The organism is Streptomyces sp. NPDC048211, from assembly GCF_043202315.1.
In the GTDB taxonomy this organism is placed as follows: domain Bacteria; phylum Actinomycetota; class Actinomycetes; order Streptomycetales; family Streptomycetaceae; genus Streptomyces.
The window spans coordinates 862,642-880,468 of the sequence record NZ_JBIDAD010000002.1 but is presented as its reverse complement, the minus strand read 5'-3'; the positions used below and the strand labels follow the sequence as shown (position 1 = coordinate 880,468).

Here is a 17,827-nt window from a genome sequence, read left to right as displayed (position 1 = left end):
CGCCTTGTCTTGGAATCGACGCGTCGATTCGTGGTGCGCAGGGCTCAGGCCGGGCCGTGACCGGCGGTGTCCGCCTGTGCTGCCTGTGCCTGCCCTGTGCCTTCCTGGGGCCACAGATCAGCAGCGGGCGGGCCGCGCGTCCACGGTCACCGGCCGAAACGCTGCGGGTGCCCCGTGCGGAAGACCCCCGGTTGTGCACGCGCACAGAGGCGGGGTGTGCGCTGTCGCCCCCGGCCGGGACCGGTGCCATCCTCACGTCGGCGGTCCGGTGAGGACCGAGGCGTGGAAGCGGCCCCCCGGGGGCGTGCGGAGGACGGAGCGGGCATGCGGCAGCGCGGGGACGAGCGGGGGTGGGCGCTGCTCGACGCGCTGCTGGAGGACGAGACGGGGCCGGGCCTCGCGGCGCTCACCGGGGCGGTGCTCGGGCTCCCGGAGCGTGGCCGGTACGCGGTGGCGGTGGTTCCGGCGCGCGGGTGCGCCGGGAACCGTCCCGGCGACGCGCGCGGGATGCGGTTCCTCTGGCGGTCGCGGCCGGACCGGGAGATCGCGGTGGTGGCGCTGGGCGACGCGGATCCGGCGGCCGTCGCCGCACTGTTGTCGGACGGGGGCCCCGGCCCGGGAGGGGTCAGCCCTGTGGTGGACGCGCTGTCCGCCCTGGGCACGGCGCGCAGACTGGCCGATGCGGCGCTGCGGACGTGCGCCCTCGATGAGGGTGGGGTCGTGTGCCTGGACGGCCGGGTCCCCGCGGCGCTGGTGGCGGGGGCGCCCGCCCTCGCGGCCCATCTGGCCACGGACGTCTTCGGCCCGCTCCTGGCCCGCGACCCGGCCGACCGGGCCCTGCTGGTGTCGACGCTGGACGCGTGGCTGGAGTGCGGGGGCTCGGTGGGGCGGACGGCCGTACGGCTGTGCTGCCACCGGAACACGGTGCTGAACCGTCTGCGGCGACTGGAGGAGCTGACCTCACGCTCGCTGTCGCGGCCGCGCGAGCTGGTGGAGCTGATGCTGGCGCTGGACGCGGTACGACTGGGGTTCCGCCCCTCCGCCGACTGAGGGGCGGGTCGGGGAGCCGGGTCCGGACGCCGGTCCGGGAAGGGAGAGCCCGAGCTGGGTAGGGGAACGAGGTCCGGGAACGGAGCGCCGGAGTAAGGCCCGGGAACGGAGCCCCCCCGGAGGGGGCCCCGCCCTCCGTCATCTCAGCGCAGGAAGTCCCGTGCGATCGACTCCGCGGCGCGCTCCAGCAGCGGCCCCGCCTCGGCCATGCACACCGCGGGGTCCGGCTCCAGTTCCGTGAGCGCGTACGCGCGGCGGATGCCCGCACGCCCGAGCGCCTCCGGGGTCAGCGCCAGACGGCCGCAGACCGCGACGACTTCGATGCCCGCCGCGCGGGCCGCCGCTGCGACGCCCGCCGGGGCCTTGCCGTGCAGGGTCTGCTCGTCCAGTGAACCCTCGCCGGTGACGACCAGCGTCGCCCGGGCCAGCGCCGGCGCGAAGCCGAGGACGTCGAGCATCACCTCGATCCCGGGCCGGAACCGCGCACCGAGCGCGACGAGGGCCCCGTACCCGATTCCCCCCGCCGCACCGGCCCCCGGCAGCCGGGCATGGTCCGGCCCCAGCACGGAGGCGTAGTGGGCGAGTGCCGCGTCGAGCACCGCGATGTCGTCGTCGGTCGCGCCCTTCTGGCGGCCGTACACCTCCGGCGCGCCCTTGGGCCCGGTGAGCGGGTTGTCGACGTCGCTCGCGAGGATGAGGTCGACCTCGCCCAGGCGGGCGTCGAGCCCGGACAGGTCGGCCGTCGCGAGATCGGCGAGCCCACCACCGCCGGGGCCGACGGGCTTGCCGTCCGCGTCCAGGAAGCGTGCGCCGAGCGCGGCCAGCATGCCCGCCCCGCCGTCCGTGGTCGCGCTGCCCCCGACGCCGAACACGATGGTCCGCGCGCCCGCTTCGAGGGCGGCGAGCAGCAGCTCACCGGAGCCGTACGTGGTGGCCGTGAGCGGGGCGAACACGCCCGCCGGCAGATGCTGGAGGCCGGAGGCCTCGGCCATCTCGACCACCGCGGTGGTGTCGCGCACCGCGTAGGCCGCGGTCACGGGGTCGCCGAGCGGCCCGGTCACCCGCGCCTCGCGGCGCTCGAATCCGGCGGCCACCGCGGCCGCCACCGTGCCGTCGCCCCCGTCCGCCACGGGCAGGGTCTCGACCCGTACCCCGGGGGCTACGCGCCGCAGCCCGGCCGTCACCCGCTCCGCGACCTGCACGGCCGTGAGCGAGCCCTTGAACTTGTCCGCCGCGACGAGCACGCGTGCGGTCTCCATCACTGCTCCGTCCGTCACCTTGATTCCCTTTGCTTTCGAACAGGCAGTCGCGCCGCCCCGACCCTAACCGCAGCACCCCCTCCCTCACCATGGGTGTCCGGGCCCTGGACCCGGTATTGCGCCCCACCACTACGCTTCTGACGTGACCACCAACGACTACGCCGTGTACATCGCCGGTCTCCCGAAGGTCCTGGCCGGTGCGGCCTGCATCTTCCGTGACGCCCGGGGACGGGTCCTGCTCGTCGAACCGAACTACCGCGAGGGCTGGACGCTGCCCGGTGGCACCATCGAGTCGGCGCAGGGCGAGACCCCGCGCCAGGGGGCGCGGCGCGAGTCGGCCGAGGAGATCGGCCTCGACCTGGAGCCGGGCCGGCTGCTCGCCGTCGACTGGGCCCGCGGCAGCGCGAGGCCGCCGATCGTGGCCTATGTGTACGACGGCGGGGTGCTCGACGAGGAACAGCTGAAGGCGGTCCGGCTCCAGGAGGAGGAGCTGCTGTCCTGGAAGCTCGTCGAGCCCGCGGAGATCGACGACTACCTCCTCGGCGGGCTCCGCGGGCGCGTGCGGGCGGCGTTGGACGCGCTGGCGTCCGGTGCGGGCACCGTGGAATTGGAGGACGGCAGCCCCGTCGGCTGACGGGCCTGCCGCGGGCCGCCGGTCAGCCCCTTCGGCTGACCGCCGCCCGATCCCGTCTCCTCGCGCGCGGCGCCCGATAACGCCTCGCGAGGTGCGCCGGACGGTGCGTACGCTCGCCGCATGACACTCGTGGCGATCCTCAGCGGCGCCGGTATCTCCACGGACTCCGGCATCCCCGACTACCGCGGCCCGAACGGCCTCTGGCGCAAGGACCCGGAGGCCGAGAAGCTCGTACGGTACGACCTGTACATGGCCGATCCGGACATCCGCCGCCGCTCCTGGCAGATGCGGCGCACCACCGCGGCGTGGAACGCCGGGCCGAACGCGGCCCACCGCGCGGTGGCGGACCTGGAGCGGTCGGGGGTCCCCGTCCGGGTGATCACGCAGAACGTCGACGGGCTGCACCAGGCGGCCGGTCTCCCCGCGCGCAAGGTGTTCGAACTGCACGGCACCGCACACCAGGTGGTGTGCACGCGCTGTCACGCCCGCTCGACGATGGCCGAGGCCCTGGCCCGGGTCGAGGCCGGTGAGCCCGATCCGCCGTGCGTCACGTGCGGCGGCATCCTCAAGGCGGCCACGGTCATGTTCGGTGAACGCCTGGACCCGGTGGTGCTGGGCGACGCGATGGCGGTGGCCAAGGGCTGCGAGGTGTTCATCGCGGTGGGCACGACCCTCCAGGTCCAGCCCGCCGCCTCACTGGCCGAAATCGCGGCGGAGCACGGGGCGCGGCTGATCGTGATGAACGCGGAGCCGACGCCGTACGACGCGCTGGCGCAGGAGACGATCCGGGAGCCGATCGGCACGGCGCTGCCCGCCCTGCTGGAGCGGCTGACGCACGAGGCGGGTGCGGGCGCGGAGGCGGGTGCCGGGACCTGATGTCGGTGGGCGCCGGTACGGTCCGGTGCATGACTGCCGCTTCCTCGCTCAGCGCCACGCGGGCCTCGTACGACACCGTCGCCGTCGACTACGCCTCCCTGCTCGCCGACGAGCTGGCGGCCAAACCGCTGGACCGTGCGATGCTCGGCGCCTTCGCCGAGCAGGTGACGGCCGACGGCGGCGGGCCGGTCGCCGATCTCGGCTGCGGGCCGGGCCGGGTGACGGCGTATCTGCGGGACATCGGGCTGCGGGCGTTCGGCGTCGACCTGTCCCCCGGCATGGTGGCGGAGGCCCGTCGGCGCCACCCGGACCTGCGGTTCGACGTAGGGACGATGAGCGCCCTGGACCTGGCGGCCGGCTCGCTGCGCGGGGCTCTCGCCTGGTACTCGCTCGTCCATACGCCGCCGGAGGAACTGGACGCGTACGTGGCGGAGTTCCACCGCGTGCTGGCCCCGGGCGGCCATCTGCTGCTGGCCTTCAAGGTGGGCGACGAGCGGGTCCGGCTGGAGCACGCGTACGGGCATCCCGTGGACCTCGACGTGTACCGGTTCTCCCCCGAGCGGTTCGCCGAGCTGCTCGCGCGGACCGGGTTCGAGGTCACGGCCAGGCTGGTCCGGGCGGCCGACCGGTGGGAGGCCACCCCGCAGGCGTTCCTGCTCGCGCGGAAGTCCGCCTAAGGGCTGTCCCGTAATCCCTGGCGGGCGCACGACGACAGCTACGGCACCTCTCCCCCGTAGCCTCAACGGCACGGGGGGACCCCCTCCGTTGTCGGAACGTCCGAATACATCCAGTATGCGGACGCCCCTCCGCCTTGCGATGCACCGCATCTGACGCCGCGCGCTGATCCACCAGGGATTACGGGACAGCCCTCAGGAAGTTCGCCGCCGGCCCGGGGCCTCTCGTTCTGATCACGCAGGGCTCTCGGAATCCGGCCCGATCCGAACGAAAGACCCTACCCCTGGCCGTCCGGCGCCTCCCCCTTGTGGCGCCGGTAGTAGCGGGCCACCCGCGCACGGTTGCCGCAGCGCTCGGCCGAGCACCAGCGGCGGCGGGGGTGGGCGGGCACGAACAGCATCGTGCAGTCCTGCGCCTCGCACTCCCGGATCCGCGCGAGCGCCGGGTCCGCCAGCAGTTCCGCCACCGCCTCGGCCAGCGCGGCGGCCACCCGCACACCGAGCGGGCCGGAGCGGCGGGCCGTCACCACGACGGCGTCGCCGTTCCACTGCGCGTGCCGGACGGCGGGGGCGGCGAGCTGAGCCTCGTTGATCCCTCGCAGGGCGGCCTCTGGCGGGCGCGTGCCACGGCGAGCCGCCGCGACGGCGAGCGCCGCGTGCTCCCGGACCGCATGCACGGCCGCCAGATCGGCCGGGGTCACTTCGCGGGCCTCCGCGGCTCCCGGCAGCCGCTCCGCCTCCAGAGCCAGCCAGGTCAGCAGGCCGGCCGCGTCCGCCAGCTGATCGGCCGGAGGTCCCTGCGCAGTGTACGGCAGCGTGTTGAGCAGGTCCAGGGCAAGCAGCTCGCCGGTCAGTGGCTCAAGACCATTCATACGCCTAATGCTAACTCACTCACTTGACGCATTAGAGGCCCACCCCGTAGAACTAATGCATCGGGCCACCAAGGAGGCATGTGAACATGGCGATTCAGGCTGTTCCGCACATCCGTCACCGGCACATCGAGGTCGACGGCGTCCGTGTCTTCTACCGCGAGTCGCTCCCCGCCGGCGCACCGGACGACGCCCCGGTCATGTTGCTGCTGCACGGTTTCCCGTCGGCCTCGCACCAGTTCCGCCGGCTGATGGACGCGCTCGGCGCCCACTACCGCCTCATCGCTCCGGACTACCCGGGCTTCGGCCACAGCGACGCCCCGGCTTCCTCGACCGAGGGCGGCCCGTTCACGTACACCTTCGACCGGCTCGCCGACATCACCGAAGGCTTCGTGCAGCAGCTCGGACTGTCACGCTTCGTGATGTACGTGTTCGACTTCGGTGCTCCCGTCGGCTTCCGGCTCGCCGCCCGCCACCCGGAGTGGATCGCCGGGCTGGTGATCCAGAACGGCAACGCGTACGAGGAGGGGCTGTCGCAGCAGGCCCGCGACTTCATCGCCCTCCGCCCGGAGGCCCCCGGAGCCGCCGACACCGTGCGGTCACTGCTGACCCTGCCCGCGACCCGCGGCCAGTACGAGGGCGGCACCGCCGACCCGGAACTGGTGGCCCCCGACGGCTGGACGCTGGACCAGCACTTCCTCGACCTGCCGGGCCGCACCCGGCCGCAGCTGGACCTGGCCTTCGACTACCACTCCAATGTGGCGCTCTACCCGCAGTGGCAGGACTGGCTGCGCACGCACACCCCGCCGGCGCTCGTCGTCTGGGGCAGCAGGGACATGTTCTTCCCCGAGCCCGGCGCCCGCGCCTATCTGCGCGATCTCCCGGACGCCGGACTGCACCTCTTCGACACCGGGCACTTCGCCCTGGAGGACCACCTCCCGCAGATCGCGCCCCTGATCGCCGGCTTCCTGGACCGCACCTGGGCAGCCGGCCGGCCGTGACCTCGCCCGGCCACATGCGGTAACGTTGACGGCTGCGAAGGGGAGTAGCCCTGCAAACCGGTCGTCGACACACTGGAACCTCCGGGTTCCCGGTGGCCGGGCTCGTGGATCATTGCGGGCGGGCGAGACCTTCGGTCAGGTATGACACGCCCACGCCCTGTGGGCGGCGCCGTCATGCCGGGCCGAGTGGTCCTCCGAAAAGCCCGAGCGGCACTTCGCGGAGATCCGGGGCCCGGCTCCTACAGAAAGCCACCCGGAATGCATCTCGACCCCCTGGCGATCATCACCGCTTTCGGGCTGATCTTCCTTGCGGAACTCCCCGACAAGACGATGTTCGCGTCGCTGGCCATGGGCACGCGCATGCGCCCGCTCTACGTCTGGTTCGGCACGTCGTCCGCGTTCATCGTCCATGTCGCCATCGCGGTCGGAGCGGGTGGCCTGCTCGGCCTGCTGCCCGACTGGATCGTCAAGCTCGTCTCCGCCGCCCTCTTCGCCTTCGGCGCGTTCATGCTGCTCCGGGCCGACGCGGGCGAGGACGACGAGGAGGGCGGCCCGAAGACGGTGACCGGGTTCTGGCCCGTGTACTCCACCGCCTTCATGGCGGTGTTCATCAGCGAATGGGGCGACCTCACCCAGATCACGACGGCCAACCTGGCCGCGAGCAACGGCGCCTGGTCCACCGCGATCGGATCCGCCGCGGCCCTGATGTCCGTATCGGCGCTGGCGCTGCTCGCGGGCCGGTTCATCGCCAAGCGCGTACCCCTGAAGACCGTGCAGCGCATCGGCGGGGTGTGCATGCTGGGGCTGGCGATCTGGACGGTCATCGAGATCTTCACCGGCTGACCCGCCCGCCGCAGGTACGAGGAAGGGCTCCGCACACATGTGCGGAGCCCTTCCTCTTCGCCCGCCTAGAAGAGCGCCGGAGCGCTGTCCTGCGTCCCGTTCTCGAAGGCCAGCAGGCGCTGCTTGCGGTCGAGACCGCCGCCGTATCCGGTGAGACTCCCCGAGGCTCCGATCACCCGGTGGCAGGGCACGATGATGCCGACCGGGTTCTTCCCGTTGGCCAGCCCCACGGCGCGGGACGCGCCGGGCTTGCCGAGGTTCTCCGCCAGTTCTCCGTACGTACGGGTCTCGCCGTACGTACGGAATCCGCTGGAGCTCGGCCCAGACGGAGCGCTGGAACGGGGTACCGGCGAGGTGCAGCGGAAGGTCGAACTCCCTCAGCTCACCGGCGAAGTAGGCGTCCAGCTGCTCGACGGCCTCGTCGAAGCGACCGGGGTCGGCCTCGCCGAAGGTCTCCTCGGGCGGCCGGTGGCGCTGACCGGTCATGTAGAGACCGGCGAGGACCCGGTCCGTGGCGACGAGGGTCAGCGGGCCGTAGGGACTGTCGATCACTGTGTGCTGCCGGGGCGCGGCGGCCCCGCGGGCGGCCATGGCCCTGCCTGTCGTGGTCACGAGGAACTTCCTTGCGCGGGAAGGTGGTTGATGGGGTGGTCGTCGACGGTCCACAGGTACTGGACGGCGTAGGCCCGCCAGGGCCGCCAGCCCGCCGCGCGTGCGGTGAGCGCGGCCGGTGTCGAGGGCAGGCCGAGCTGCTGGGCGGACCGCCGGATACCGAGGTCCGTCGGCAGGAAGGCGTCCGGGTCGCCGAGCGCCCGCATGGCGATGACCTCGACGGTCCAGGGGCCGAATCCGGGCAGCGCGTCCAGCTCGGCCCGCGCCTTCTCCCAGTCGGTGTCGGTGCCCAGACGCAGCGAGCCGTCCGCCAGCGCACCGACCAGCGTGGTGAGGGTGCGGCGGCGGCTGCGGGGCAGCGCGAGCTGCTCGGGATCGAGTCCGGCCAGCGCCTCCGGCGCCGGGAAGAGATGGGTGAGGCCTCCCTCGGCGTCCTCGACGGGGGTGCCGTGGGCGGTGACCAGCCGGGCCGCGTGGGTCCGGGCGGCGGCGGTCGACACCTGCTGGCCGAGCACGGCCCGGACCGCGAACTCCGGACCGTCGACGGTCCTCGGCACCCGTCGGCCCGGCGCCTCGTCCACGAGGGGGGCCAGCAGGGGATCGGAGCGCAGTTGCTCGTCGACGGCGACCGGGTCGGCATCCAGGTCCAGCAGCCAGCGGCACCGGCTGATGGCCAGGGTGAGATCGCGCGGGTCGGTGAGCGAGAGCCGGCAGGCGATGTGATCGGGGTGCGGGGTGAGGGCGACGATGCCGTGCCCGTGGGGCAGGTCGAGCGTGCGGCGGTAGGCCCCGTCGCGCCATTCCTCGACGCCCGGGACGGCGGTCGCGGCGAGGTGCCCGAAGAGGTTGCTGGGGTTGAGCGGGGCGCGGTACGGAAGCCGTAGCGCTATCACCCCGGGCGTGGCCGGCGGCCGCGCCGACCGGGCGGCGCGGCTGCGCAGCTCCCCCGGCGCGAGGGCGAAGACCTCACGGACGGTGTCGTTGAAGGTGCGGACCGAGGCGAACCCGGCCGCGAAGGCGACCTCGGCCATGGGCAGCCCGGTCGTCTCGATGAGCACCCGTGCGGTCTGCGCCCGCTGCGCCCGGGCCAGCGCCAGGGGCCCGGCGCCCAGCTCGGCGAGCAGCTGCCGTTCGATCTGGCGGGCCGAGTACCCGAGCCGGGTGGCCAGTCCCGGCACACCCTCCCGGTCGACGACCCCGTCCCGGATGAGCCGCATCGCGCGGGCCACGGAGTCGGCGCGCGCGTTCCACTCGGGCGAGCCGGGGCTCGTGTCGGGCCGGCACCGCTTGCAGGCACGGAACCCGGCCTGCTGGCAGGCGGCGGCGCTCGGGTAGAACGTCATGTTCTCGACCTTGGGGGGCACGACGGGGCAGCTCGGACGGCAGTAGATCCGGGTGGTCAGGACCGCTGTGAAGAACCAGCCGTCGAACCGGGAGTCCTTGGACTGGACGGCCCGCACGCAGCGATCGGTGTCGGTGTGCATGGTTCAAGCATGGGGCACGGTCCGGGCTTGCGGCTGGCGAGAATCCGACATCAGCCTCGCACCACCGGTGCGGGCCCGTGCCCCGCGCAGGACACCCGCCGCGCCGTGGGTTTCGGTGGCCCCGACCCGCACCGGCACCGTGGGCCGCGGTGGCCGGCTCCCGGACCCGGCCCCACACCCGCACCCGCACCCGAGCAGGGAGCGTCACGTGGTGGCGGCGAAGTACGCGGCGGCGGCGTCGACGAAGCGGTCGTGTGCGGCGCGCGCGGTGTCCTGTGCCGCGGCAAGCTCCTCCCTGCTCGTGGCGGCATCGACCATGTCGTAGGTGGCGACGACCATGGCCTGTGCGGCGGTGTGGACGGCCGGGGCGGGGACGAGGAGGCGGAGGGCGACCAGGGGACGGGTGATGGCGGATCTGGTGACGTGGGACCGGGCCCGCAGTTCCTCCCGTTCGGCCTCATCGGCGCCGCGCAGGACGGCCTCCCCGCGCATCCACAGGGCCCGTCGGTGGTCGGAGCCCGCCGAGGCGAGGGTCGTCACCGCGTCGAGCCGGTCGCGGCGAAGCTGCGCGGCAGCAGCCGCGCGCTCGGCACGGCCGGCCGCCAGGTGCTGGAACGTACCGGTGACGATCGCCCCGAGGAGCGTCCCGGTGACGGCGAGGACGGTAGCGATCATGATCTGCTCCCCCCGGCCGGTCGCAGGATCCTGGACCGGTACGAAGACGGGTGCGGCCCCCGTCGATCGCCGGGAGTCGCGCCGACCGGGACGTCGGCCGTGGACCGGCCACAGCATAGAACCCGCCCGGCGGCGGGAGTCGTTCGAGGTGTCCGCGAACCCGCCCCCGAGCGGGAACGCCCGTTGCGCCAAGCCTACTTGGCCGTGCGGGAGCGCCCCGCCCGGCCGGGGCCGCACGGCCCCGCCCTCAGTCCTGCGCCGCCGCCAGCGCCTCCTCGAACTCCACGTACGCGTGGGCGTCGAAGAGCACGAACCGCACGTCCTCGACGGGTGCGCCGGCCTCAGCCAGCACGGTGCGGACGGCGATGCGGGCGCCGTCGTCCATCGGCCAGCCGTAGATGCCGGTGGAGATCGCCGGGAACGCGACGGTCCGCGCCCCCAACTCCGCTGCGACGCGCAGGGCTTCGCGGTAGCAGGACTCCAGAAGTCCCGAGCGGTCCTCGGCGCTGCTCCAGACCGGGCCGACCGTGTGCACGACCCAGCGGGCGTCCAGCTTCCCGGCGGTGGTGGCGACGGCCTGCCCGGTGCGCAGTCCCTTGCCGTACTTCGAGGCACGCAACTCCCTGCAGGCGGCCAGGATTTCGGGGCCGCCGCGCCGGTGGATCGCGCCGTCGACCCCGCCGCCGCCGAGCAGCGAGGAGTTCGCGGCGTTGACGATGACGTCGACGGACTGCCGGGTGATGTCGCCCCGGACGAGGGTGACGCTGACGGCGGAAGGTGTGCGCATGCGGACATCATGCCGGTACCGGCCCATGCGCGTGCAGTTCACCGCGCATGGGCCGGGCCGGTGGCCGGGCCGTGGCGGAACCCCGGCCGGCCGCCTTCGCCCCATCGCTGCCGAGGAGGGCTTGCCATCCCTCTCATGTTTACGCAAACATACAGACAGGCATTCGCGCCCACGCGCGCCGGGCCACCCGCGCACCCCCTGAGCACAGGAGCCACCGCACATGTCCGTTCTTCAGATCGACGACGACGGATTCCGACTCGACGGCGAACCCTTCCGGCTCCTGTCCGGCGGGCTGCACTACTTCCGGGTCCATCCCGCGCAGTGGGCCGACCGACTCCACAAGGCGCGCCTCATGGGGCTCAACACCGTCGAGACCTACGTCCCGTGGAACCTCCATCAGCCGCGGCCGGACCGGTTCCGCATGGACGGAGGACTCGACCTGCCCGCCTTCCTCGACCTCGCCGCCGCCGAGGGCCTCCACGTCCTGCTGCGTCCCGGGCCCTACATCTGTGCCGAATGGGAGGGCGGGGGGCTGCCGTCCTGGCTCCTGGCCGAGCCCGGCATCCGGCTGCGCACCCGCGACCCCCGCTATCTCTCGGCGGTCGACGACTACTTCACCCGGCTCCTCACCCCGCTCCTGCCCTACCTCTCCACGCGCGGCGGGCCGGTCCTCGCCGTGCAGGTGGAGAACGAGTACGGGGCGTACGGCGACGATGCCGCGTACCTGGAGCACCTCGCCGGCTCGCTCCGCCGGTGCGGGGTCGACGTACCGCTGTTCACCTGCGACCAGCCCGCCGATCTGGAGCGCGGCGGGCTGCCCGGGGTCCTCGCAACGGCCAACTTCGGCAGCCGCTCCACGCAGAACCTCGCGGCCCTGCGCACACACCGGCCGACCGGCCCGCTGCTGTCCACGGAGTTCTGGATCGGCTGGTTCGACCGCTGGGGCGGCCACCACGTGGTCCGCGAGCCGGACCGGGCGGCGCAGGAACTGGACGACGCACTGGCGGCGGGGGCCTCGGTCAACCTCTACATGTTCCATGGCGGGACGAACTTCGGCTTCACCAACGGCGCGAACGACAAGCACACCTACCGGCCGACCGTCACCTCCTACGACTACGACGCACCCCTCGACGAAGCCGGGGACCCCACCGAGAAGTTCACCGCCTTCCGCGACGTCATCGCCAAGTACGCGGAGGTTCCCGCCGAGCCCGTCCCTCCGCGCACCGGCAAACTCTCGTTGGCCGCAGTCACGCTGCCCGAGAGCGCCGGCCTGCTGACGAGCGCTCCGCTGCTCGGCGACGCCACCGGCTCCCCGCACCCGCTGACGATGGAACAGCTGCGCCAGGACTTCGGGTTCGTCCTCTACGAGACGGTCCTGCCGGCCGCCGGTCCCGCTCTGCTCGAACTGGAGCAGGTCCGCGACCGTGCCCAGGTCTTCCTCGACGGCCAGCCCGTCGGGGTCCTGGAGCGGGAGAACCACGAGCACGCACTCGCCTTCACCGTGCCCCGCGCGGACTGCGTCCTCAGTCTGCTCGTCGAGAACCAGGGGCGGGTCAACTACGGGCCCGGCATCCACGACCGCAAGGGGCTTCTCGGCGAGGTCACGCTCAACAGCACGGACCTCGTCGGCTGGACCAGCCGGCCACTGCCGCTGGAATCCCTCGACGGGCTGGACTTCGCCACCACCACGTCCGTTCCGACCGGCCCGGCCTTCCACCGGGGCACGTTCGAACTCACCGGGACGGCGGACACCTTCCTCCATCTCGACGGCTGGACCAAGGGCAACGCGTGGATCAACGGCTTCGCGCTGGGCCGCTACTGGTCCCGCGGACCCCAGCGGTCCTTGTACGTACCCGCGCCGGTCCTCCGTCAGGGCAGCAACGAGATCGTGGTGCTCGAACTGCACGCGTCCCACCGCGCCCGAACCGTCGATTTCCGGGACACCCACGACCTCGGCCCCACGGAGGAGTAGGCATCCGGGCCGGCGGCGGGGCACGCACCCACGCCGGGCGGCGGGCGCCGACCTCAGGGTCGCCGACCGCCGCCCGGTGTCGTCCGCCGCAGGTCACGGGGCCCGCGACGGCATCGGGCGCGGGGGGAGGCAGGGCGCTGCACCGGTCAGACGGTGGACCCCGTGCCGGTCAGGCCGCCGCGCGGTGCCACTTCTGGTTGTCACCGGAGTTGCAGGTCCACTGCCCCAGGGCGGTGCCGTCGGCGGTCGACTGGTTCATGACGTCGAGGCACTTGCCGCTGTGGCGGGCGACGATCCGCACCTGGCCGGAGATGTCCGTCGCCTGGACTCTCCACTGCTGGGATGCCTGGCCGTTACAGGAGTTCTGCACGACGAGCGCCCCGTCCTGAATCGAAGCACCGCTCACCTCCAGGCACTTGCCACTGTGCCTGGCCATGATCCGCACATATCCCGTGCCGAGATCCTCGATCCAGAAGTGCTGGTTGACGCCGCCTCCGCAGCCCCACTGGATCACCTGCGCGGCATCGCCCATGCGGAAGTCGGCCACATCGGCGCACTTGCCGCTGTTGCGGGCCGTGAGCGTCTCCCAGGTCACGTTCATGCCGTCGACGGTCCCGGCGACGGTGTCCACGGTGATGTCCGGGGAGTAGTCCATCGTCATGGTCGTACGGGAGGGGAACTTCAGCGGCAGCCAGACGTACAGGGAGTCGTTGACCGCACCGCCCATGGAGTTGCCCCAGCGGTCGCCCAGGTAGAGGTAGCTCGTGCCCTCGGTGCCCTGGACCGGCAGCACATAGGCGGTCTGACTGCGGTAGGCGGTCGAGTCCCCCACGTTCGTCAGGCCGCTCCAGCTGCCCGTGATGCTGGTGGCCGTCCCGTACTTCTGCTGGTTCGGGGACCATCCGGTGGCGGCGGAGGTCAGCAGGAAGTAGACGCCGTCCCGCTTGAACATGGCCGGCGCCTCCCGCGACCGGCCCGCCCAGAGGTTCTGCACCTGGGACTCCACCGCGGTGTAGTCCGCTGTCAGTCGGTACACGTGCAGGTCGGCGTTCTCGTTGGCGGCCGAGATCATGTAGCCGGTTCCGTCGGTGTCGACGAAGGTGGTGATGTCGCGCGACATCTCCCCGAGCGGGCGGAAGCTGCCGCGCCAGCTGTAGTCGCCGTCGACGGTGGAGGAGACCGCGACCGCGGCCCTGGCCTCGCCGTAGTCGGTGGCGCCCTCCTTGTGCATCCACATCACGAACTGGCCGGTGGCGCTGTTGAACATGACCTTGGGCCGCTCGATGTTGGCCGACCGGAGCTCCGGATCGGCGGCCTGGGTCAGGACGTGGTTGCGGAACTCCCACGTCTTCAGGTCGGTGGAGCGGTAGACGGAGACGTACCGGAAGCTGTTGTCGGCGTTCCGGTCCTCACCGAACCAGTAGTAGTACTGGCCCACCTTGACGACCCCGCCGCCGTGCGCGTGCACGGGGTTGCCGTCCGGGTCGGCGAACTGCGTCGCGTTGGCCACGGTGACCGGGGCGGCCCGGGCGGTGCCGACGCCTCCGAGGAGTGTCAGGAGGAGGGCGGACAGGACGGCCGCTAAGACCTTGGCCGTGCCGGGGTTCCTGTGTCGCGTCATCACGTACCTCTTACTGTCGGCCGGGTGGGGACGGCGTCGAGCTGCCGCATCACTCACACATGTTTGCGTAAACATGTGTGCTGTGGAGAGAGTGTGGGAGCACCCCCCGCGACTGTCAAGGCTTCCGGCACGAACTCCTGACGGTCCGGCCGTCAGCAGCCTCGGCCGGTCCGCCCCCTCGGGCCGCCTCCCGAGCGGCCGCCAACCGGGCACGCGCACCGGGCACCCGGACCGCCCGTCGGCACGGCCTCCTCGGCGAGGAGGCGCTCAGGCATCGCGACGCGGCGCTGTGCTCGCCCGCTCGACGAGGCGGGTCGGCACGAGCGTCGTGCCGCCCTCGACGGCCTCGCCGCCCAGCTCTCTCAGGATGGCGTCGACACACAGCTCCCCCACCCGGGCGAAGTCCTGGTGGACCGTGGTCAGCGGCGGAATGAAGGAGGCGCTCTCGGCGATGTCGTCGAAGCCCACGACGCTGACGTCCTCGGGCACGCGCCGTCCGCGCTCATGGAACGCCCTGAGTACACCCAGTGCCATCTGGTCGTTCGCCACGAACACCGCCGTGCACCCGGGCTCGTCCGCCAGCCGGAGGCCCGCCTCGTAGCCGGACTCCGGAGCCCAGTCGCCCCGCAGCAGAGGGGGCACCTCCCGCCCCTCCTCGCGCAGCTCCGCCTCCCAGGCGGCCGCCCGGCGGCCCGCCGCGAACGACTCCTTCGGACCGGCCAGGTGCCAGACCGTGCGATGCCCGAGCCCGAGCAGGTGGCGCACCGCCGTACGGGCCCCCTGATGCTGGTCGGTGTCCACCACATGGAACCGGTCACCGGCGTCGGAGTCCACGACGACGACCGTCACATGCGGCGGCAGAGTCAGCAACGCCGTGTCGAGCAGGTGCACTTCCATGATCAGCACCACCGCGTCGACGGCCAGCTCGTCGAGCCGCGTGAACGCACCTCTGACGTTGTCCTGCGTCGGAGCGTCGATGGGGATCAGCGTGACCGCGTACCCCGCCCGCGAGGCGAACTTGGCGATGGCCTCGAGCGTCCGCACGTTGCCCGTGGTGGAGAGGCTCATGGTGATGACGCCGATGGTCCGGAACTCGCCGCGCTTGAGCGCGCGGGCGGCACTGTTGGGCCGGTAGCCGAGCTCCTTCATGGCGTCCCGCACCTTCTGCCGGGTCCGCTCGATGACGGCCGGGTCCCCGTTGGAGACCCGGGAGACCGTCTGCGACGAGACCCCCGCGACCCGGGCGACGTCGGCCATCGACACACGGGGCTGCCTGCCTCTCACCGCACGCCGGCCCGCGCCGTCAGCCGTCTTCGCGCGTGCGGCCGCATCCTTCTCCGTCACCGTTCTTCCTTCCATCGACTCTCGCTCCATGCTTGACGACCCCCACCGGGAGTGTCACCATCACGCTACCGATGATTACGTAAACATTTCCCATCGGACACCGCCTGATCCGGCCGCTTCCGGCCCGAAGGCCCTCGTATCCCCCGCACGGACCGGTCGGTCACCGACACAAGGAACCAGCCATGACGCTCCTGCCGACTTCGGCGAAGGCACCACCCCCACCCCGTCTGCGAGCGCGCTCGCGCCTCCGCAAGCAGGCCCTCGTCGGGTGGGGATTCGCCGGGCCGTTCGTCGCGGTCTTCGGCCTCGTCTTCCTGGCTCCGATCGGCTACGCGCTCTACCTCAGCCTCTTCCGCGACCGGCTCGTCGGCGGGAACTCCTTCGTCGGCACGGACAACTACCGCCAGGCGCTGGCCGATCCGCAGTTCTGGGAGGGACTGGCCAGGGTCGGGCTGTTCCTGGCCGTGCAGGTGCCGATCATGCTGGGCATCGCGCTGCTGGTCGCGCTGGCCATCGACAGCGGGCGCCTGTACGGCACGTCCTTCTTCCGCATCTCGATCTTCCTGCCCTACGCCGTCCCCGCCGTCGTCGCCAGCCTCATGTGGGGCTTCATCTACGGCACCCGGTTCGGCCTGGTCGGCAACGTCAACGACGCCTTCGGCGTCACCCTTCCCGACCCGCTGTCCCCCTCGCTGGTGCTCGCCTCCATCGGCAACATCGTGACCTGGGAATTCGTCGGGTACAACATGCTGATCTTCTACTCCGCGCTGAAGGTCGTACCGCGCTCGCTCTACGAAGCCGCCGCGATCGACGGCGCCGGGGAGTGGCGGGTGGTGACCGCGATCAAACTTCCGGCCATCCGCAGCGCCCTGGTCATCGCGACGATCTTCTCGGTCATCGGCAGCTTCCAGCTCTTCAACGAGCCGAGCATCCTGCAGAAGCTCGCGCCGAACGCGATCACGAGCGACTTCACCCCCAACCTCTACACCTACTCGCTGTCCTTCTCCGGCCAGCAGCACAACTACGCGGCCACGGTGGCGATCGTGATGGGCGTCATCACCGCGATCATCGCCTACACCGTCCAGCTGCGCGGAATGCGGAAGGCCTGAGCCATGACCACGAACCTCGCCGGCGTCACCTCCAGCGACGCGGAGCCCACCGGTCCGGCCCGGCCCGCGGGCACCTCCGGCGGCACCGGCCGGCCGGTCCCCCGGCTCCGCCGCCGCCCCCACACCCCGCTCAACCCCCGCCGCAGCATCCCGCTCACCCTGCTGACCGGACTGGTCCTCGTATACACGCTGCTGCCGCTCGCCTGGCTGGTCATCAACTCGACCAAGGACCAGAAGGGTCTGCTCAACTCCGCCGGCCTGTGGTTCGGCGACGACTTCAGCCTCTGGGACAACATCACCCGCACGCTGACCTACGACGACGGCGTCTTCGTCCGCTGGCTGCTGAACACCCTGCTGTACGTCGCCGTGGGAGCGGGCGGCGCCACCGTACTCGCGGTGCTGGGCGGTTACGCACTGGCCAAGTACCACTTCCCGGGTCGCCGGGCCGTGTTCGCGGTCGTCATCGGAGCCGTGGCCGTGCCGGGCACGGCCCTCGCGGTGCCGACGTTCCTGATGTTCAGCAACATGGGGCTGACGAACACCCCGTGGGCCGTCATCATCCCCTCGCTCATCTCCCCGTTCGGGCTCTACCTGATGTGGGTGTTCGCCACCGAGGCGGTGCCCGCCGAACTCCTCGAAGCGGCCCGTGTCGACGGCTCCGGCGAACTGCGCACCTTCTTCCGCATCGCGCTGCCGCTGCTGATGCCGGGCACGGTCACCGTGCTGCTCTTCTCCATGGTCGCGACCTGGAACAACTACTTCCTGCCGCTGATCATGATCAAGGACCCGGACTGGTACCCGCTCACCCTCGGCCTCAACGCCTGGAACGCCCAGGCCCAGACGGCAGGCGGCGAGGCCGTCTTCGACCTCATCATCACCGGCTCCCTGCTCACGATCGTGCCGATCGTCGTGATCTTCCTCCTGCTCCAGCGGTACTGGCAGTCCGGCCTGGCCGCGGGCAGCGTCAAGGAGTGACTCCGCCCCCACTCGCGCCCTCCCCTTCCCCGAAGACCGAAC

The 17,827-nt window shown here is 72.1% G+C and carries 16 protein-coding genes and 1 pseudogene; 9 read left to right on the top strand and 8 right to left on the bottom strand.

Annotated features, from left to right (window positions below; translation table 11 throughout):
• The first annotated feature begins 324 nt into the window (after nucleotides 1-324).
• A complete protein-coding gene (locus ACGFZA_RS10770) occupies nucleotides 325-1,050 on the top strand; it encodes a PucR family transcriptional regulator (protein ID WP_393678666.1) in 726 nt (241 codons plus the stop codon).
• Between the two features lie 143 nt (nucleotides 1,051-1,193).
• Here ACGFZA_RS10770 and ACGFZA_RS10765 read toward each other — a convergent pair whose 3' ends face one another.
• Nucleotides 1,194-2,309, bottom strand: a complete 1,116-nt coding sequence (locus ACGFZA_RS10765; RefSeq protein ID WP_385278287.1) for a glycerate kinase — start codon at nucleotides 2,307-2,309, stop codon at nucleotides 1,194-1,196.
• 142 nt (nucleotides 2,310-2,451) lie between these two features.
• Here ACGFZA_RS10765 and ACGFZA_RS10760 point away from each other — a divergent pair, with 142 nt between their 5' ends.
• From ACGFZA_RS10760 to ACGFZA_RS10750, 3 genes are all read left to right on the top strand, one after another.
• Nucleotides 2,452-2,943, top strand: a complete 492-nt coding sequence (locus tag ACGFZA_RS10760) for an NUDIX domain-containing protein (protein WP_385278100.1) — start codon at nucleotides 2,452-2,454, stop codon at nucleotides 2,941-2,943.
• A 120-nt stretch (nucleotides 2,944-3,063) separates the two neighbouring features.
• Entirely contained in the window at nucleotides 3,064-3,819 is a 756-nt protein-coding gene (locus ACGFZA_RS10755; protein ID WP_393678665.1) for an NAD-dependent deacetylase, read from the top strand.
• A gap of 29 nt (nucleotides 3,820-3,848) precedes the next feature.
• Nucleotides 3,849-4,496: a class I SAM-dependent DNA methyltransferase gene (locus ACGFZA_RS10750; protein WP_385278104.1), complete on the top strand. Its 648-nt coding sequence runs from the start codon at nucleotides 3,849-3,851 to the stop codon at nucleotides 4,494-4,496.
• 275 nt (nucleotides 4,497-4,771) lie between these two features.
• Here ACGFZA_RS10750 and ACGFZA_RS10745 read toward each other — a convergent pair whose 3' ends face one another.
• A complete protein-coding gene (locus tag ACGFZA_RS10745; RefSeq protein WP_385278106.1) occupies nucleotides 4,772-5,365 on the bottom strand; it encodes an ABATE domain-containing protein in 594 nt (197 codons plus the stop codon).
• Between the two features lie 86 nt (nucleotides 5,366-5,451).
• Between ACGFZA_RS10745 and ACGFZA_RS10740 the strand changes: the two genes are divergently transcribed.
• Both ACGFZA_RS10740 and ACGFZA_RS10735 read left to right on the top strand, forming a co-directional pair.
• A complete protein-coding gene (locus ACGFZA_RS10740) occupies nucleotides 5,452-6,363 on the top strand; it encodes an alpha/beta fold hydrolase (protein ID WP_385278108.1) in 912 nt (303 codons plus the stop codon).
• A gap of 258 nt (nucleotides 6,364-6,621) precedes the next feature.
• Nucleotides 6,622-7,206 (top strand): TMEM165/GDT1 family protein, encoded by a 585-nt coding sequence (locus ACGFZA_RS10735; protein WP_385278110.1) that lies wholly within the window; start codon nucleotides 6,622-6,624, stop codon nucleotides 7,204-7,206.
• Nucleotides 7,207-7,271: 65 nt separating this feature from the next.
• Here ACGFZA_RS10735 and ACGFZA_RS10730 read toward each other — a convergent pair.
• The 4 genes and pseudogenes from ACGFZA_RS10730 to ACGFZA_RS10715 form a co-directional block, all read right to left on the bottom strand.
• A pseudogene (locus ACGFZA_RS10730) lies at nucleotides 7,272-7,797 on the bottom strand (methylated-DNA--[protein]-cysteine S-methyltransferase).
• 17 nt (nucleotides 7,798-7,814) lie between these two features.
• Nucleotides 7,815-9,302 (bottom strand): AlkA N-terminal domain-containing protein, encoded by a 1,488-nt coding sequence (locus tag ACGFZA_RS10725; protein ID WP_393678664.1) that lies wholly within the window; start codon nucleotides 9,300-9,302, stop codon nucleotides 7,815-7,817.
• A 204-nt stretch (nucleotides 9,303-9,506) separates the two neighbouring features.
• The gene (locus ACGFZA_RS10720) at nucleotides 9,507-9,977 is read right to left on the bottom strand and encodes a hypothetical protein (protein ID WP_385278116.1); all 471 of its coding nucleotides are present in this window, start codon (nucleotides 9,975-9,977) and stop codon (nucleotides 9,507-9,509) included.
• Between the two features lie 247 nt (nucleotides 9,978-10,224).
• Nucleotides 10,225-10,764: an O-acetyl-ADP-ribose deacetylase gene (locus ACGFZA_RS10715; protein WP_393678663.1), complete on the bottom strand. Its 540-nt coding sequence runs from the start codon at nucleotides 10,762-10,764 to the stop codon at nucleotides 10,225-10,227.
• A gap of 220 nt (nucleotides 10,765-10,984) precedes the next feature.
• Here ACGFZA_RS10715 and ACGFZA_RS10710 point away from each other — a divergent pair, with 220 nt between their 5' ends.
• On the top strand, nucleotides 10,985-12,736 hold the full coding sequence (locus ACGFZA_RS10710; protein WP_393678662.1) for a beta-galactosidase family protein: 1,752 nt from the start codon (nucleotides 10,985-10,987) through the stop codon (nucleotides 12,734-12,736).
• Nucleotides 12,737-12,905: 169 nt separating this feature from the next.
• Here the strand turns inward: ACGFZA_RS10710 and ACGFZA_RS10705 are convergent, their stop codons facing one another.
• Nucleotides 12,906-14,357: an RICIN domain-containing protein gene (locus tag ACGFZA_RS10705; RefSeq protein WP_393678661.1), complete on the bottom strand. Its 1,452-nt coding sequence runs from the start codon at nucleotides 14,355-14,357 to the stop codon at nucleotides 12,906-12,908.
• Nucleotides 14,358-14,624: 267 nt separating this feature from the next.
• On the bottom strand, nucleotides 14,625-15,614 hold the full coding sequence (locus ACGFZA_RS10700) for a LacI family DNA-binding transcriptional regulator (protein WP_393678895.1): 990 nt from the start codon (nucleotides 15,612-15,614) through the stop codon (nucleotides 14,625-14,627).
• Nucleotides 15,615-15,883: 269 nt separating this feature from the next.
• On the opposite strand from ACGFZA_RS10700, the gene ACGFZA_RS10695 reads away from it, so the two are divergent.
• Nucleotides 15,884-16,810: a carbohydrate ABC transporter permease gene (locus ACGFZA_RS10695; protein ID WP_393678660.1), complete on the top strand. Its 927-nt coding sequence runs from the start codon at nucleotides 15,884-15,886 to the stop codon at nucleotides 16,808-16,810.
• A 3-nt stretch (nucleotides 16,811-16,813) separates the two neighbouring features.
• Nucleotides 16,814-17,785, top strand: coding sequence for a carbohydrate ABC transporter permease (locus ACGFZA_RS10690; protein ID WP_393678659.1), 972 nt, complete (start codon nucleotides 16,814-16,816; stop codon nucleotides 17,783-17,785).
• Nucleotides 17,786-17,827 lie beyond the last annotated feature (42 nt).

Bases quoted from the DNA above. Each gene is read 5' to 3' on its own strand.
- ACGFZA_RS10770 (WP_393678666.1), top strand. From the start codon at position 325: ATGCGGCAGCGCGGGGACGAGCGGGGGTGGGCGCTGCTCGACGCGCTG.
- ACGFZA_RS10765 (WP_385278287.1), bottom strand. From the start codon at position 2,309: ATGGAGACCGCACGCGTGCTCGTCGCGGCGGACAAGTTCAAGGGCTCG.
- ACGFZA_RS10755 (WP_393678665.1), top strand. From the start codon at position 3,064: ATGACACTCGTGGCGATCCTCAGCGGCGCCGGTATCTCCACGGACTCC.
- ACGFZA_RS10750 (WP_385278104.1), top strand. From the start codon at position 3,849: ATGACTGCCGCTTCCTCGCTCAGCGCCACGCGGGCCTCGTACGACACC.
- ACGFZA_RS10745 (WP_385278106.1), bottom strand. From the start codon at position 5,365: ATGAATGGTCTTGAGCCACTGACCGGCGAGCTGCTTGCCCTGGACCTG.
- ACGFZA_RS10740 (WP_385278108.1), top strand. From the start codon at position 5,452: ATGGCGATTCAGGCTGTTCCGCACATCCGTCACCGGCACATCGAGGTC.
- ACGFZA_RS10735 (WP_385278110.1), top strand. From the start codon at position 6,622: ATGCATCTCGACCCCCTGGCGATCATCACCGCTTTCGGGCTGATCTTC.
- ACGFZA_RS10725 (WP_393678664.1), bottom strand. From the start codon at position 9,302: ATGCACACCGACACCGATCGCTGCGTGCGGGCCGTCCAGTCCAAGGAC.
- ACGFZA_RS10720 (WP_385278116.1), bottom strand. From the start codon at position 9,977: ATGATCGCTACCGTCCTCGCCGTCACCGGGACGCTCCTCGGGGCGATC.
- ACGFZA_RS10715 (WP_393678663.1), bottom strand. From the start codon at position 10,764: ATGCGCACACCTTCCGCCGTCAGCGTCACCCTCGTCCGGGGCGACATC.
- ACGFZA_RS10710 (WP_393678662.1), top strand. From the start codon at position 10,985: ATGTCCGTTCTTCAGATCGACGACGACGGATTCCGACTCGACGGCGAA.
- ACGFZA_RS10705 (WP_393678661.1), bottom strand. From the start codon at position 14,357: ATGACGCGACACAGGAACCCCGGCACGGCCAAGGTCTTAGCGGCCGTC.
- ACGFZA_RS10700 (WP_393678895.1), bottom strand. From the start codon at position 15,614: ATGGCCGACGTCGCCCGGGTCGCGGGGGTCTCGTCGCAGACGGTCTCC.
- ACGFZA_RS10695 (WP_393678660.1), top strand. From the start codon at position 15,884: ATGACGCTCCTGCCGACTTCGGCGAAGGCACCACCCCCACCCCGTCTG.
- ACGFZA_RS10690 (WP_393678659.1), top strand. From the start codon at position 16,814: ATGACCACGAACCTCGCCGGCGTCACCTCCAGCGACGCGGAGCCCACC.